Here is a 16,246-nt window from a genome sequence, read left to right as displayed (position 1 = left end):
ACGTGGGAGGGGCGAATACGGCTTAATCCCCTCCGTCCCCTTTTTTTGCGGAGCAGGCGCATGAATCGTTGGCGATGCGGTGTGGCGGTGATGCTCGGGCTGGCGGCGATGCCGGCGTGGGCAGCGATGAAGACGCAGCCGGTGGAGTGGAAGCACCAGGGCACGACCTTCAGTGGTGTGCTGGTCTATGACGATGGCGAGCACGACAAGCGTCCGGGCCTGGTGATGGTGCCGAACTGGAAAGGTGTGAACGAATCGGCGGTCGAGAAGGCCAAGCAGTTGGCCGGCGACGACTACGTGGTGCTGGTGGCCGATGTGTACGGCAAGGGCGTGCGGCCGAAGACCGATGCCGAGGCCGGGCCGGTGGCGACCAAGCTGCGCAACGACCGGCCCCTGTTGCGCGCACGCGCGTTGGAAGCGGTGAACGTGCTCAAGGCACAGGCCGGCAAGGTGCCGCTGGATGCCAGCCGGATCGGCGCGGTGGGGTTCTGCTTCGGCGGCACCACGGTGCTGGAGCTGGCTCGTGCCGGGGCGCCGCTGGCCGGCGTGGTCAGCCTGCACGGTGGGCTGGGTTCGCCGCTGCCGGCGCAGGCCGGTGGCAGCCATCCCTCGGTGCTGGTGCTCAACGGTGCCGACGACAAGAGCGTGACCGCCGAGGACATCGCCGGCTTCCAGAAAGAGATGAACGCGGCCAAGGTCGATTGGGAGTTCACCAACTACAGCGGCGCGGTGCACTGCTTCGCCGAGCGCGATGCCAACAGCCCGCCGGGCTGCCAATACAACGAACGGGCGGCAAAGCGGGCGTGGAAGGCGCTGGATGAGTTCTTCGAGGAACGTTTCGAGAAACGCTGATCCGTGCAGCGGTAGTGCCGGCCGCTGGCCGGCAACCTCATGATGCTGTGGATGTCATCGGAAATGCCGGGCAGCGGCCGGCACTACCGAATGCGGTCAATGCGAGCGCTGCACCGCGTAACGGGCCAGGCCGCGCAGCGCGGCAACCGCATCGTTGTCGGCCAGGCCATCGAGCGCGCGCTCGGCGGCTTCGGCGTATTCCTCTGCACGGCGACGACTGTATTCCAGGCCGCCGGTAGCGCGGATCGCGGCCAGCACTTCCGGCATCGCCGAGGCATCGCCGTCCTGCACGATCGCGCGCAGGCGCTCGCGCGTGGCGTCATCGGAGTGGGCCATGGCGTGGATCAGCGGCAGCGTCGCCTTGCCCTCGGCCAGGTCGTCGCCCAGGTTCTTGCCCAGCTCGTCGGCGTTGGCCGAATAGTCCAGCACGTCGTCGGCGATCTGGAACGCGTAGCCCAGGTGCATGCCGTAGTCGAACAGGGCCTGCTGGGTCGCCTCGTCCACACCGCTGGCCAGCGCACCCAGGCGGGTGCCGGCGGCGAACAGCACGGCGGTCTTGCGCTCGATCACGCGCAGGTAGGCGGTTTCGTCGGTATCCGGGTTGTGCACGTGCAGCAGCTGCAGCACTTCACCCTCGGCAATGCGGTTGGTGGCATCGGCCAGGATCTGCATCACCGGCATGCGCTCCAGTTCAACCATCAGCTGGAAGCTGCGCGAGTACAGGAAGTCACCGACCAGCACGCTCGGCGCGTTGCCCCACAGTGCGTTGGCGGTGCTGCGGCCACGGCGCAGGTTGGATTCGTCCACCACGTCGTCATGCAGCAGGGTGGAGGTGTGGATGAACTCGATGATCGCCGCCAGCTGGTGGTGGTCCGGGCCAGCGTGGCCGACCGCGTGGCCGGCCAGCATCACCAGCATCGGGCGCAGGCGTTTGCCACCGGCGGAAATGATGTGGTCGGCGATCTGGTTGATCAGCACGACGTCCGAGGACAGGCGGCGCCGGATCAGGGCGTCGACGGCGGCCATGTCGGCCGCGGCAAGCGACTGGATCTGGGGCAGGCCCAGGGCGGGACGGGTGTCTTCGGTGATGGTCATGCGATCAGGCTTTCAGGCTCACCGCCGATTATAGGCGCTGGCCGTGAATTCGGGCGCAAACCGGTGGGGGCGGCCGCTTGGGCCCGGCCCGGCCGGCTGTCCGCGTGAATACGTATGCAGGTTGCGCCATGCCATGGAGGCCACCGCTAAGCTTGCCGGAACAGGATTCTGGCCCGCTTCCGGCGGGTCATGCATGCCCGGAGGGGGGCTGTCGATGTCGCACTATCCATGGTGGCGCGGAGCCGTCATCTACCAGATCTACCCGCGCAGCTACCTCGACGCCAACGGCGATGGGGTCGGCGACCTGCCAGGCATCATCGAGCGGCTGGACCACATCGCCAGGCTGGGCGTGGACGCGATCTGGATCTCGCCGTTCTTCAAGTCGCCGATGGCCGATTTCGGCTATGACATCGCCGACTACCGCGACGTCGATCCGCTGTTCGGCAGCCTGGACGACTTCGATCGCCTGCTGGCCAAGGCCCATGGCCTGGGCCTGAAGGTGATGATCGACCAGGTGCTGAGCCACACCTCGATCGAGCACGCCTGGTTCCGCGAGAGCCGCCAGGACCGCAGCAACCCCAAGGCGGACTGGTACGTCTGGGCCGACCCGCGCGAGGACGGCACGCCGCCCAACAACTGGCTGTCGTTGTTCGGCGGCGGCGCCTGGCAGTGGGAGCCGCGCCGCGAGCAGTACTACCTGCACAATTTCCTGGTCGACCAGCCGGACCTGAACTTCCATCACCCGGACGTGCAGCAGGCGACCCTGGACAACGTACGCTTCTGGCTGGACCGCGGCGTGGATGGCTTCCGCCTGGATGCGATCAACTTCTGCTTCCACGATGCGCAGCTGCGCGACAATCCGCCCAAGCCTGCCGACAAGCGGGTGGGCCGCGGCTTCAGCCCGGACAACCCGTACGCCTACCAGTACCACTACTTCAACAACACCCAGCCGGAGAACCTGCCGTTCCTGGAACGCCTGCGCGCGCTGCTGGACGCGTACCCGGGCGCGGTCAGCCTCGGCGAGATCTCCTCGGAGGACTCGTTGGGCACCACCGCCGAGTACACCCGTGACGGGCGCCTGCACATGGGTTACAGCTTCGAGCTGCTGGTGGACGACTACAGCGCGGCCTACATCCGCGACACGGTCTCGCGCCTGGAAGCGGCGATGACCGAAGGCTGGCCGTGCTGGGCGGTTTCGAATCACGACGTGGAACGGGCGGTCAGCCGCTGGGGCGGCCGCCCGGCCGACCCGCGCCTGGCGCGGATGCTGGTGGCGATGCTGTGCTCGCTGCGTGGCTCGGTCTGCCTGTACCAGGGCGAGGAGCTGGGCCTGGCCGAGGCCGAGGTGCCGTTCGAGGCCCTGCAGGACCCCTACGGCATCACCTTCTGGCCGAACTTCAAGGGCCGGGATGGCTGCCGCACCCCGTTGCCGTGGACCGACGCGCCGCTAGCCGGTTTCACCTCGGGCCAGCCCTGGCTGCCGATCCCGGCCGAGCACCGCGCCGCGGCGGTGGCGGTGCAGGAGCGCGACCCGCACTCGGTGCTGGCGGCTTTCCGTGCTTTCCTGGCCTGGCGGCGTGGCCAGCCAGCGCTCCTGCACGGCAGCATCCGATTCATCGAAAGTGCCGAGCCAGTGCTGCTGTTCGAGCGTATGCTTGCAGATGAAACCCTCCTGCTGGCCTTCAACCTGTCGGCCGAGGTGGTGAGCCATCCGCTGCCGCCGGGCAACTGGCAGCAGGTGGCGGTGCCGGGCCCGGATGCGGGCACGGTGCAGGGCAATGAACTCCAGCTGCCGCCGCGTGCGGTGTATTGCGCCCGACGCAGCTGACCGTTTTCTCCGGTGGCGGTACTTGCGGGGACGGGGCCGAAGCGCCCCGTCCCTTTTTTGTGGGTGGGATTGCGGTGAAGGGCATCCACGCATGGCGTGGAGCTATCGATGAGGGCGTCGCTGGGTAGATCCACGCCATGCGTGGATAGGCCTTGCCGACCAATGGCCGGCATTCGCGCAGAAGAAAACCCGCTGCCTGCGCAGCGGGTTTCCGGTCCTGCTCCCCTTGTGTTGCCGGCCAGCGGCCGGCACTACCAAATCGGGGTTGCCGGCCAGCGGCCGGCACTACCGAATCAGGTTTGCCGGCCAGCGGCCGGCACTACCTTGTCCAGGTCAGAACTTGTAGTTCACGCCGAGCATGTAGGTGCGGCCCCACTCGATGTACTCCAGCGGGCGGTCCTTGCTGCCGGCGTAGGTGCGGTACGGCTCGTTGGTCAGGTTGCTGCCCTGCAGCAGCAGGGTCAGGCCACGCAGGGTGCTGCTGTCGCTGAAGGTGTAGCTCACCTGCGCATCGGTCACGTTCTCGCCCACCACGTAGCGCAGGGTGCGGTTGCCGTTGAAGTTACCGATCTCGCCGATGAAGTCCGAACGGCGGCGCTGGCTGATGCGCGCTTCAAAGCCACTACGCTCGTAGTAGGCGGTGAAGTTGTACACGCGCTTGGACAGGCCCGGCAGGCTGATCGGATCGGTGCCCACGCTGGACGCACTCTCTGGATCCAGAATGGTGATGTCGCTCTTGTTGAAGGTCGCGCTGGCCTGCACGCCGAAGCCGCGCAGGCTGTCGGTCAGCATGTCCAGCGGGAACGATGCGGTCAGTTCCAGGCCCTTCAACGTGCCGCCCTTGCCATTCTGCGGGGTCGAGAACTTGCCGGTGGTCTGCACCGGTTCGGTCATGCCCGGTGGCGGCACGTAGTTGCCGAGCAGACCACTGAAGTCGTAGTTGTCCACCGACTGGGTATAGATGTAGCTCTTCAGGTCCTTGTAGAAGATGGCCGCAGCGACGTAGGCCTTTTCACCGAAGTACTTTTCGTAGGACAGGTCGAGTGCGGTGGCGCGCCAGGGGTCCAGCAGCGGGTTGCCGCCGCTGCCACCGGGGCGGCCATTGCTGGTATCCACACCGAACTCCAGTCCGGCACGCATCTGGTCCACGCGGGCGCGCGCGACCTGCTTGGCAGCGGCGAAGCGAAGCGTCTGCTGGTGCGGGAACATGAACACCAGGTTCAAGCTCGGCAGCCAATCCTTGTAGGTCCTCCCTGCGGAGAACGGCTGGATGTTGCTGCCCGCTGGCTGCGAGCTGTCCCAGTAGCGTGAATCCGAGCTCTGGTCGGTGTGCTGCATCTGCACGCCAACGTTGCCGCGCACCCCGACCACGCCGATATCGGTGTTGATGTTCAGGCGCGCCCACGCAGTGGTGATCTTCTCCTCGACTGTCCACGACTTGGGAATCAGGTAGTCCAGATTGTCGACCGGGTTGAAGGTCATGTAGCGCCCCACCGCAGCCGGCACATTCCACGATGGGATGTAGCCGATGCCGGCGAAGCCGAGATTGACCGGGCGATACTGCAGGTCCGGGGCGATGGTGGATTCGCCTTGCGCACCGAGCAGGATGTTGCCTTCGGCCTGCGCCTTCTGCTTGCGGCGGTCGGCGTAGTTCACGCCCACGTCCACATCGGAGAACCAGCTGGACATGGCTTCGGGAACCGGCAGCGTCGCCGCCAGCTTGGCGCCCTTCAGGCGATCCTCCACCTCCGGCACCTTGCCGTAGCCGGAACCATAGATGGTGTTGGTCAGGAACAGGCTCTCCGGGTTGGAGTAGTCCCGGCTCGGCCTGATCTGCGAGTAACCATCGCTGTTCACGACGACACCGATCGTGTCGAACTGCGGGCGCGGCACCAGCTGCAGGTTGTTCTCCAGGTTGATCTCGCGGCGGGTGGCCTTGGAGTAGTTCAGGTCGGCAACCAGCTTCACGCCACCAACGTTGAATTCGTTGTTCCAGCCGAACGCATCGATCTTGTCCTTGCGCTTGTTGTACATGCCGCGCACCAGCGGATACGCATTGCTGATCGTGCCGCCGGTGAAGCTGCCATCGGCGTTGCGGCCGACATTGCTGAACACCGGCAGGATCGCATTGGGGTTGTTGCTGTCCTCGCCGTTGCCGCTGAGGCTCAACTCGAACTGGTTGGCGGTGTCGATCTGCTCGGCTTCGGTGTGGAATGCATCGAAGGTGCTGTTCCAGCTGTTGTTCGGCCGGAACTGGATGGTGGCCATCACGCCATCGCGCTTGCTGTTGCCGGTGCGACGCAGCGCCTTGATGCCATCGGTGAAGTAAGTGCCTGGCGCAATTCCGCGGCGCTCGCCCTTGTCGGTGTGCTCAGTGGTCCACGGCTCGTACAGGCCGACCTGGTTTTCCTGGATCGGCATGTCGCTGTGCGCGTAGCCGATGGCGATGCCCAGGGTCTTGTCCAGGAACTGGTCGATGTAGCTGGCGCTGAAGCGGTTGCCGTACGGATCGACGTTGGCGGCGCGGCCCAGAGAGCTCTTCTGGTAGCGGCCACTGACCGCGATCACGCGTTCGCCGAAGCTGAGCGGGCGTGCGGTCTGCATGTCGATGGTGCCCGACAGGCCCTGGCCGACCAGCGCGGCATCCGGGGTCTTGTACACGGTCACGCCGTTGACCAGTTCGGACGGGTACTGGTCGAACTCGACGCCGCGGTTGTCGCCGGTGCTGACCACTTCACGGCCGTTGAGCAGGGTAGTGGCGAAGTCCGGTGACAGGCCACGCACGCTGATCACCTGCGCACGGCCGGCCACGCGCTGGGCGGCCAGGCCGGGCAGGCGCGAGATGGATTCGGCGATGCTGACGTCGGGCAGCTTGCCGATGTCTTCGGCGGAGATCGCTTCGACCACCGAGGTGGCGTCCTGCTTGACCGCGATCGCGCTCTCGATGCCACGGCGGATACCGGTGACCTGCACCGTATCCAGGTTGGTGGCGGCGGTGTCGGCCGGCGTGGTGGTGTTCTGCGTGGACTGTGCCGACGCCAGCGTTGGCGCCAGCACAACGGCCAGCGCGAGACTCAGCGCACTGCGCTTGTGGTTCAACATTTTCCCCTCCCAGGCAATGTTGCAGATCGATTCGTGAATGTCCCGGAGTGACCGTGGACGTGCGACGCGGTGGCCGCTGTCGTCGCCGCTATGGTAGGCAGCGCGTTCTTCGCGGGAATCACCCTGCATACGTATTCAATGGCGTTTGCAGGGGTGTAATCGCTTTCAGATGCCTCGTGCGGTAGTGCCGGCCGCTGGCCGGCAATCACGATCACCGGGTTGCCGGCCAGCGGCCGGCACTACCGGTGCATTCAAAGCGGAGTGAATCGGATGGCCTGCCCGCCCCCCGGTGCCAGCACCAGCGTCAGGGCATCGGCGCTGGTCACCTCGCGGGTTTCGCGCACGAACGCGAACGGATTGGCGCGGAAGTCGGCGCCCTCGCCATCGCGGTAGATCTCGGCGCGATAGCGCACGCCTGGCTCGAGGAAGCCGAGCGACACCGGCAGCACGCGGCCGTGTTCGTCGGTGATGCTGCCGAGGAACCAGTCGCGGCTGTTGCGGTCGCGACGCACGATCGTCACGTAGTCGCCCACTTCGCCATCGAGCACGCGGCTCTGCTCCCAGTCCACCGCCACGTCCTCGATGAAGCGGAACGCCTCGCGGTGCTGCAGGTAGTGCTCGGGCAGGTCGGCGGCCATCTGGATCGGGCTGTACAGCACCACGTACAGCGCCAGCTGCCGCGCCAGCGTGCTGGGAATGGCCTGGCCGTGGCGGCCCTTCAGGCTGAGGATGCCAGGGGTGTAGTCCATCGGCCCGGCCAGCATGCGGGTAAACACCAGGTTGACCTCATGCTCGGGCGGGTTCGGTGGCTGGCCCCAGGCGTTGTACTCCATGCCGCGCGCGCCTTCGCGCGAGATCCAGTTGGGATAGGTGCGGCGCAGCCCGGTGTCCTTGATCGGCTCATGCGGGTTCACCGACAGGCGCCGGCGCGCGGCCTCCTGCACCACCTTCAGGTGGTGGCGGGCCATGAACTGCCCGTCGTGCCACTCGCGCCACAGCGGGCCGCCGGCCGGATTGCGGCGGTCGACCTGGCCGTCGTCGCAGACGTAGCCGGTCTTGAACTGGTCTACGCCCAGCCGTGCGTACAGGTCCAGCGCAGCATCCAGCTGGTCCTCGTAGTGTTCGATGGCACAGCCGGTTTCGTGGTGGCCGATCAGGTGCACGCCCTTCTTCAGGCCATATGCCGACAGTGCCTCGATATCGAAATCGGGCGTGGCGCGGGTGAAATCGAAGTCGTAACCGTTGCCCACCCACATACCGTCCCAGCCGGGATTCCAGCCTTCCACCAGCACGCCGCGGAAGCCATGCGCAGCGGCGAAGTCGATCACCTTCTTCGTTTTCGCGGTGGTGGCCGCGTGCTTCGAGCCGCTCGCCCAGCTCTCGTTGTCCAAGTGCATCGACCACCACACGCCCAGGTACTTGGCCGGTTTCACCCAGCTGACGTCGCCCAGCGCATTGGGTTCATTGAGGTTGAGGATCAGGTCCGATTCGACCAGCCCACCGGCACGGTCGGCGATCTGCAGCGTGCGCCACGGCGTGGCAAAGGGCAGGGCGCGGCGCACCTTCCAACCCTCGGCCGAGGGCGAAAGCTGCGCACGCAGGCGCTGGCCCTCGGTGCGGCGCAGCCACATGCCGGCGTAGTCCACCAGCGCCGCCTCATGGATCGCCACGTGCAGGCCATCGCGGCTGCGCAGGGTCATCGGCGTATGCACCAGCGGCACCTGGTTCAGCGGCGTGCGCTGGTACAGGTATTCGTAGTGGATCGGCTCGCCGGCGGGAATCCACCAGGCGGTCGATTCCGGCGCAATGGCGAACTCGGTCAGCTCGTCATCGATGATCGCCTCGCGCAGGTTCGGCTGCTCGGGGAACACGTAGCGGAAGCCAAGGCCATCGTCGTAGACACGGAACACCACGTCCAGCCGGCGCTTGCTGCCGGTGGTCTCGGCCAGCTGCACGGTCAGCTCGTTGAAGTGGTTGCGGGTGACCCGGCGTTCGCCCCACGGCTGTTCCCAGCTGTCATCGACGCTGCGTTGCTGCTGGCCAATCACCGTGAAGTCACGATCCAGGCGGCCATCGCGCAGGGCGAAACCGAGCTTCGAATCCTCCACCACGGTCTCGCCGAAACGCTCGACGCGGTAGCGGGCGGTGCCGCCATCCAGCACCAGGCTGGCCTTGAGCACCTTGCCCGGTGATTCGACACTGGTGACCTGCGGCGCGGCCTGTGCCAGCGCGGCCATTCCCAGCAGGGCCAGCCCGAGCACGTGCGCGAACACCGCGCGTACAGCAGTGGGTGACATCGGCATTTCCCCTCCCAAGGCGCCGTTGGCAGACCCGGACCATAAGCCAGTGCGGCAGGTGCGCTACCGCACGACGCCATGAATACGTATGCAGCCGGACGCAGCCGACAGCCCCGCGTCTACCATGGGCCAAGGCACCTTGAGGGAGGGGCCGCGCCCGCCCGCCGGCAACGACGGTGCGGACCTACAACGCGTGCAGAGAGGGAGGGAGGCCGACGGGCGCAAGCCGGTCCGCCGCTTCGATGCTGAAGATCATTTGCCTGACCGCTGCCCTGGGGGCAGCGCTGGGATCGACCGCGCAGGCGGCCGACCTGCAATTCGACGGCCGCCAGGCGCGCGCCGAAGCCGCCGCCGGCGGCAGCTTCGTGCTGCATGCGCCGAAGGGCGCAGTGCAGATTGCAGCCGCACCGATGCGCAGCCAGACCGGTAGCGTGATGTTCGATGCGCTGTTCGCGCTGGCCCAGCAGGAGATGGACCAGGATCGCGTGGATGCGATCCGCGATCCCGCATTCGACGAGGGCCGACCGGTGCCGTGCGAGTGCTTCCAGACCGGCGCGCGCTGGCCCTACGTGTGGACCCGCGATGTCAGCTTCGCCGCCGACCTGGCGCTGGCACGGCTGGACCCGAAGCGCACCCGGCAATCACTGCAGTTCAAGCTGTCGGCCGCGCGCGATGGGCATACGCCCGGCCTGTTCGTCGCGCAGGACACCGGGTCCGGCGGCAGCTGGCCGATCAGCAGCGACCGCGTGGTGTGGTTCCTCGCCGCACGCCATCTGCTGGACGATCCTGCGTTTGCCGACCAGGTCTGGCAGGCGTTGCAGGGCACGCTGGCACAGGACCGCGCGATGGTATTCGACGCGCAGATGGGCCTCTACCGTGGCGAGACCTCGTTCCTCGATTGGCGCGAGCAGACCTATCCGTACTGGACGCGCGAGGACGTGCGCTTCATCGGTGACTCGTACGCACTGTCCACCAACGTGCTGCACTACCAGGCGCTGCGCCTGGCAGAGCAGCTGGCGGGCCAGCAGGGCGACGCCCGCGCGGCGGATTACAGGGCGTGGGCCGATGCGCTGGCAAAGCGGATCGATGCGCGCTTCTGGCGCGAGGATATCGGCCAGTACATGAGCTACATCGGCGAAGCTGCGCACCCGGTGCCGTATGCCAAGGTCGACCTGCTCGGCCTGTCGCTCGGTATCCTCGCCGAGGTGTTGCCGACCGAGCGCGCGCGTCGCGCGCTGGCAGCGTACCCGATGGGGCCCGCCGGCAGCCCGGTGGTGTGGCCGCAGGAGGCGCAGCAGCCGATCTACCACAACCGCGCGATCTGGCCGTTCGTCAGTGCCTACTCGCTGCGTGCCGCGCGCCAGCTGGACGATGCACCGCGCATTGCCGCCGAGATCCGTTCGCTGATGCAGGGCGCGGCGCTGGCCGGTTCCAACATGGAGAACTACGAACTGGTCAGCCAGGCCGTGCATGTCGATGAAGGCAAGCTCAGTGGGCCGGTGGTCAACTCCGAGCGCCAGCTGTGGTCGGTGGCGGGGTACCTGTCGATGGTGATCGAGGGCGTGTTCGGCGTGCAGGACGATGGCCGCTTGCAGCCCAAGCTGCCGGTGGTGCTGGTGCCGGAGTTGTTCGGCACGCAGCGTCGCATCAGCGTGGAAGCCGGCGGCAAGCGCTACGTGCTGGAGCGCCCGGCGTCGCTGGGCACTGGCCTGCTGGTAGCCGGCAGCACGCAGACCCACGGCAACACGACCACAGTGCAGCTGGTGGCCGCGCCGGCTACGGCCGTGGCCAGGGCCGGCGGTATGACCGCCGATGCCAATGCCCGTGCGCCCGCCACGCCGCCTGCACCGCAGGCCACGCGCGCTGACGCCGGCTGGACCGTGCCGGTGGCGGCCGATCAGCGGCTGTGGAAGGACGGCAAGCAGGTCGCCGCCAGCAATGGCCAGGTGCACGTCAGCGACGATGGCCTGCAGCATTGCCTCAGCCTGACCCGGCGCGAGGGCGCATTGGAATCACTGCACGGCCCGACGGTCTGCGTCGGGCCGCAGCAGCTGTTGCAGGGCGAGCAGCGCTGGCAGTTCACTTCAGCCAAGGCCGGGCGGGTGCGCCTGCGCCTGCAGTACAGCAACCCGAACGGACCGATCAACACCGGCGTCACCGCGGCGGTGAAGCAGCTGGTGCTGCAGTGCCCGGGCCAGCCTATGCAGAAACAGACGGTCACGATGCCGCACAGCGTGGCCGTACAGGACTCGACCTTGGCAACGTTCACGGTGCCCAAGGGGCAGTGCATGGTCACGCTTGAAGAGGGCTTCAACATGAGCGCGCTGCAGCACTTCGCGCACTACACCGGGGGCAAGGGGGGCCGCGAGGGCGCGCTCAACCAGGCCCAGGTGCAGGCGCTGAAGGTTGCCCAGGTCGCAACGGAAGAGGACGCGCGATGAACCGTCCTGCCAAGCCGCAGCTGTCGTTCTGGCAGATCTGGAACATGTGTTTCGGCTTCCTCGGCATCCAGTTCGGGTTCGCGCTGCAGAACGCCAATGCCAGTCGCATCTTCGAGACCCTGGGCGCGGACATGGACGCGGTACCGGGGCTGTGGATCGCCGCGCCGCTGACCGGCCTGCTGGTGCAGCCGGTGATCGGCTACCTGTCCGACCGCACCTGGACGCGCTGGGGCCGCCGCCGTCCGTTCTTCATGATCGGTGCGGTGCTGACCACGCTGGCCCTGCTGGTGATGCCGAACTCGCCCACGCTGTGGATCGCCGCCGGCACGCTGTGGGTGCTGGATGCTTCGATCAACGTATCGATGGAGCCGTTCCGCGCCTTCGTCGGTGACCAGCTGGCACCCCGGCAGCGGCCGGCGGGTTACGCGATGCAGAGCTTCTTCATCGGCGTGGGTGCCATCGTCGCCAGCTTCCTGCCGTTCATCCTGGCTCACTTCGGCGTCGCCAACACCGCTGCTGCCGGCGAGGTGCCGGATACGGTGCGCTATGCGTTCTACTTCGGCGCAGTGGTGCTGCTGGCAGCGATCACCTGGACGGTGGTCAGCACCCGTGAATACTCGCCCGCGGAACTGGCCGGCTTCGAGGATGCCGAGCCACCGGCGCACCATGCCGGCACTGCAGTCACCGGGCCTGCACCGTGGGGCCAGGTGGCCCTGTGGCTGGGAACAGGCGTGCTGCTGGCGCTGCTGATCGCCTGGCGCCAGGGCGACAAGATGCTGTACGTGCTGGCCGGCCTGTGCGCCGGCTACGGGCTGCTGCTGGCGCTGGCGCGCGCGTTGCCGGGCACGCACATGCTGGCGGCCATCGTCGGCGACCTGCGCGCGATGCCGGTGACCATGCGTCGCCTGGCGTGGGTGCAGTTCTTCTCGTGGTTCGCGCTGTTCGCGATGTGGATCTACACCACCGCCGCGGTGGCCGGTACCCACTTCGGTTCGACCGATCCGCAGTCGGTGGCCTACAACGAAGGCGCCAACTGGGTGGGCGTGCTGTTTGGTGCCTACAACGGTTTCGCCGCACTGGCTGCGGTACTGATTCCGCCGATGGTGCGGATGATCGGCCTGCGCTGGAGCCATCTGGTCAATCTGTGGCTGGGCGGTGCCGGGCTGGTCTCGCTGATGTTCATCCGCGATCCGCACTGGCTGCTGCTGTCGATGGTCGGCGTCGGCTTCGCCTGGGCATCGATCCTGTCGCTGCCCTATGCGTTGCTGTCCGACAGTGTGCCCGCGTCGAAGATGGGCGTGTACATGGGCATCTTCAATTTCTTCATCGTGATCCCGCAGCTGGTCGCGGCCAGTGCGCTCGGCTTCGCCCTGCGTACCTGGCTGGGTGGCCAGCCAATGCATGTGCTGGTGCTGGGGGGCTGCAGCCTGTTCGTCGCCGGCCTGTGCGTGCTGCGGGTCCCGTCCCGTCCGGAGGTGGTGTGATGCGTGGTGCGCTGTCTGTTGCTGTTTCCCTGGTGCTGCTGGCCGGCCATGCGGCGGCCGCGCCGCGGCCGGATTACGTGGGTACCACCGAGCCGTTCGCCAGCGATGCGGTGTACTTCGTGGTCACCGACCGTTTCGTCAACGGCGACCCGTCCAACGATCATCGCGACCAGGGCGGCACGCATCGTACCTTCGATATCCCGGTGCCGTGCCCGGACAAGGTGGACGGCAACATCGGCTATCTCGGCGGTGATTTCCGCGGCGTGCTCGACAATGCGCAGTACATACGCAATCTTGGCTTCGGCGCGGTGTGGATCACGCCGATCGTCGACAACCCCGATGAAGCCTTCACCGGCAGCAAGCCGATCAGCTGCACCAGCACGCTGACCGACCGTGGCAAGACCGGCTACCACGGCTACTGGGGCATCAACTTCTACAAACTCGATGAGCATCTGCCCAGCCGTGACCTGGACTTTGCCGGGCTGACCAAGGGCCTGCACGGCGCCGGCCTGAAGGTGGTGCTGGACATCGTCGGCAACCATGGCTCGCCGGCCTGGACCATGCCGACGCGGCAGCCGCAGTTCGGCCAGATCTTCGACAAGAACGGAACGCTGATCGCCGACCACCAGAACCTGCCACCGCAGAAACTGGATCCGAAGCACAACCCGCTGCACGCGTTCTACAACAGCATCGGCCCGGTCGACAGCAAGGACGGTTCGATCTTCGATGGCAACCTCGCCGAACTGTCTGACTTCAACCAGGACAATCCGGCGGTGATGGACTACCTGGTCGGCGCCTACCTGCAGTGGACCGCGCAGGGCGTGGACGCGCTGCGCATCGACACCATCGGCTGGCTGCCGCATCCGTGGTGGCATGCGTTCGTCAAGCGCATCCGCGCCGAGCATCCTGGTATGTTCATGTTCGGCGAGGCCTTCGACTACAACGCGGCCAGCATCGCCGAGCACACCTGGCCGGCCAACGCCAATGTGAGCGTGCTGGACTTCCCGCTGCGTGGAGCGCTGGAGCAGACCTTCGGCTCCGCCGGGAAAGGTTTTGAGACGCTGGCCGAGCCGCTGCACCTGACCGGTGGGCCGTACGCCAACCCGTACGAGCTGATGAGCTTCTACGACAACCACGACATGCCGCGCCTGCAGGCCAGCGACAACGGCTTCATCGACGCGCACAACTGGCTGTTCACCGCGCGTGGCATTCCGGTGGTCTATTACGGTTCGGAAACCGGCTTCATGCGCGGCCGCGCCGAGCATGCCGGCAACCGTGCCTACTTCGGCCAGCCGCGGGTGGACGCTGCGCCGCAGAGCCCGATCTTCGCGCCGCTGCAGCGCATCGCCCGGCTGCGTGAGGCCACCCCGGCGCTGCAGCGCGGCCTGCAGGTCAACGAGCGCCTGCAAGGCGACGAGGCGGTGTTCTTCCGCGTGCTGCAGCACGGCGACGTGGCGCAGACCGCGCTGGTGCTGCTGAACAAGGGTGACCGGGCCAAGGCCTTCAGCGTGACGCGCTTCGTTCAGGCCGGCCGCTGGCGCGATGGGCTGGACGGGGGCGAGCTGAAGGTAGATGGCGCGCTGACGGCGGAAGTGCCGGCGCACGGGGTGAAGGTCTATGTGCTGGAGGCCGCCGTGCAGCAGCCGGCGCTGCAGGCCGAACTGGACAAGGCGATGGCCGACCAGCGGGCGAGGGACCAGCGGCTGGGGCGGTAGTGCCCGCCGCTGGCCAGCCCCCGGATTCCTGGCACCGGCCTACCGCTCTGGTGGGTGCCAACCTTGGTTGGCACGCTTCTCGAGCAGTCGAGCAAGCTCGACTCTACAATAGCCCCCTCCCGCAGCCTGCCGTACCGCCATGACCGACCTCGCCCCGCAGACCCCGATTGAAACCCTGCTGAAGGCGGCGATGGATGGGGCGGTGCCGATCCGCGCCTTCATGGAGGCCTTCGTCGCCGCCGAGGTGGTGCTGTTGACCGGCAGCCTGGTCACCCCCGACGGCAGCGGTTTCGATCCGCTGCTGTTCGACAAGCAGGGCACCCTGCACGTGGCCGTATTCACTGATCCATCGCGGGTGGGCATCTACAGCCAGCAGGCACCGCACCAGATCCGCTGGCTGATGCTGGACGTGCTGCGCCGTGTGCCGGGTGGCTACGGCGTGGTGATCAACCCCGGTACCACGCTCGGCTTCGAGATTTCGCCCAGCGGCGTCGGTGAGATCCTGAAGGATTTCGCGCAGGGCTGAACCGCCGCTGCGCATTTTGTAGAGTCGAGCCATGCTCGACTGCCTTTCGCAAAATGCCAGATCAGTCGAGCATGGCTCGACGCTACAGAGAGCTTCCCTTCGGTCATCGGACGTGGTCCCCTTGAATGACATCGGAATCGAGGCTTGGCCATGGAATTCAGGGAACTACCTCTCAACGCGCCAGAGCGGCAACAGCTGGCGCAGTGGTACCACGCGGAATGGGGCCAGGACGCCGGCCTGTCGCTGGAACAGGAACTGCAGCGGCTCAATCCGCCGCAGGACGCCGAAGGTTTCCCGCTCCTGATCGCCGCGTTCGATGACGGTCAGGTGGTTGGCGCAGTCCAGCTCAAGCGCCGCGAGATGCAGGCCTTTCCGCAGTACGAGCACTGGCTGGGCAGCGTGTTCGTGGCCGATAGTCATCGCGGGCGTGGGCTGGCTGGCGTGCTGGTGGAACAGGCGGCGGCGCGGGCGGCGCGGATGGGGGTTTGCGAGCTGTACCTGCAGACCGAAGCGCTGGATGGCGGCCTTTACGCCCGGCTGGGCTGGAAGCCGCTGCAGGAAGCCGACAACCGCAGCCATCGCGTACTGGTGATGGTGCGCAGGATTTCCGCATGAACACGCTCGCACCGGGCCATTCCCGCTCTGCGCTGGTCTTCCTGATCGCGGCGATCGTCGTCGCGCTGGTGTCCATGCCCGTGCTGCGCGCGGTGGGCATGGTGTTATGGCCGGTGTTCGTCATTGCCTGGTTGATCAACCTGGGCGCGGCCTGGCATCTGGCGCAATGGGCGCGCCAGCAGGGACGCTCGGCCTGGGCGTCCGGCTTGCCGGCGGCGCTCGGCACCGTTGCCTCGATCGTGGTCTTCGTGTTGCTGGCGGTGCTGGGGCCGAAGTCCCTGGTGCGCTGAA

11 protein-coding genes are annotated in these 16,246 nt (G+C 66.9%); 8 read left to right on the top strand and 3 right to left on the bottom strand.

All coding sequences use genetic code 11. The features are described 5' to 3' along the window. The first annotated feature begins 60 nt into the window (after positions 1 to 60). A complete protein-coding gene (locus SSKA14_RS19005; RefSeq protein WP_008265567.1) occupies positions 61 to 852 on the top strand; it encodes a dienelactone hydrolase family protein in 792 nt (263 codons plus the stop codon). Positions 853 to 948: 96 nt separating this feature from the next. Here the strand turns inward: SSKA14_RS19005 and SSKA14_RS19000 are convergent, their stop codons facing one another. Beyond that, positions 949 to 1,947 carry a polyprenyl synthetase family protein gene (locus SSKA14_RS19000; protein WP_008266913.1) on the bottom strand — a complete coding sequence of 333 codons (999 nt, stop codon included), beginning with the start codon at positions 1,945 to 1,947 and terminating at the stop codon, positions 949 to 951. 214 nt (positions 1,948 to 2,161) lie between these two features. On the opposite strand from SSKA14_RS19000, the gene SSKA14_RS18995 reads away from it, so the two are divergent. Beyond that, positions 2,162 to 3,775 carry an alpha-glucosidase gene (locus SSKA14_RS18995; protein ID WP_008265769.1) on the top strand — a complete coding sequence of 538 codons (1,614 nt, stop codon included), beginning with the start codon at positions 2,162 to 2,164 and terminating at the stop codon, positions 3,773 to 3,775. 333 nt (positions 3,776 to 4,108) lie between these two features. Here the strand turns inward: SSKA14_RS18995 and SSKA14_RS18990 are convergent, their stop codons facing one another. Together SSKA14_RS18990 and SSKA14_RS18985 are read right to left on the bottom strand one after the other, a co-directional pair. Then, positions 4,109 to 6,877, bottom strand: a complete 2,769-nt coding sequence (locus SSKA14_RS18990; RefSeq protein ID WP_008267982.1) for a TonB-dependent receptor — start codon at positions 6,875 to 6,877, stop codon at positions 4,109 to 4,111. A gap of 251 nt (positions 6,878 to 7,128) precedes the next feature. Next, entirely contained in the window at positions 7,129 to 9,180 is a 2,052-nt protein-coding gene (locus tag SSKA14_RS18985; RefSeq protein ID WP_008268221.1) for a glycoside hydrolase family 97 protein, read from the bottom strand. Between the two features lie 236 nt (positions 9,181 to 9,416). Between SSKA14_RS18985 and SSKA14_RS18980 the strand changes: the two genes are divergently transcribed. The 6 genes from SSKA14_RS18980 (at position 9,417) to SSKA14_RS18955 (ending at position 16,245) form a co-directional block, all read left to right on the top strand. Further along, entirely contained in the window at positions 9,417 to 11,615 is a 2,199-nt protein-coding gene (locus SSKA14_RS18980; protein WP_040008575.1) for a Six-hairpin glycosidase-like protein, read from the top strand. Beyond that, entirely contained in the window at positions 11,612 to 13,099 is a 1,488-nt protein-coding gene (locus SSKA14_RS18975; protein ID WP_008267974.1) for an MFS transporter, read from the top strand. The genes SSKA14_RS18980 and SSKA14_RS18975 overlap by 4 nt, the downstream gene beginning before the upstream one ends. Beyond that, a complete protein-coding gene (locus tag SSKA14_RS18970) occupies positions 13,099 to 14,814 on the top strand; it encodes an alpha-amylase family glycosyl hydrolase (protein WP_008267689.1) in 1,716 nt (571 codons plus the stop codon). The genes SSKA14_RS18975 and SSKA14_RS18970 overlap by 1 nt, the downstream gene beginning before the upstream one ends. A gap of 139 nt (positions 14,815 to 14,953) precedes the next feature. Continuing rightward, positions 14,954 to 15,340 carry an SseB family protein gene (locus SSKA14_RS18965; protein ID WP_008265525.1) on the top strand — a complete coding sequence of 129 codons (387 nt, stop codon included), beginning with the start codon at positions 14,954 to 14,956 and terminating at the stop codon, positions 15,338 to 15,340. Positions 15,341 to 15,490: 150 nt separating this feature from the next. Further along, positions 15,491 to 15,955: a GNAT family N-acetyltransferase gene (locus tag SSKA14_RS18960; protein WP_008267820.1), complete on the top strand. Its 465-nt coding sequence runs from the start codon at positions 15,491 to 15,493 to the stop codon at positions 15,953 to 15,955. Then, entirely contained in the window at positions 15,952 to 16,245 is a 294-nt protein-coding gene (locus SSKA14_RS18955; protein WP_008266829.1) for a hypothetical protein, read from the top strand. The genes SSKA14_RS18960 and SSKA14_RS18955 overlap by 4 nt, the downstream gene beginning before the upstream one ends. Position 16,246 lies beyond the last annotated feature (1 nt).

Origin of the sequence: Stenotrophomonas sp. SKA14 (assembly GCF_000158575.1) — a bacterium.
GTDB lineage: Bacteria > Pseudomonadota > Gammaproteobacteria > Xanthomonadales > Xanthomonadaceae > Stenotrophomonas > Stenotrophomonas forensis.
This window is presented reverse-complemented; position numbering and strand designations above follow the sequence as displayed.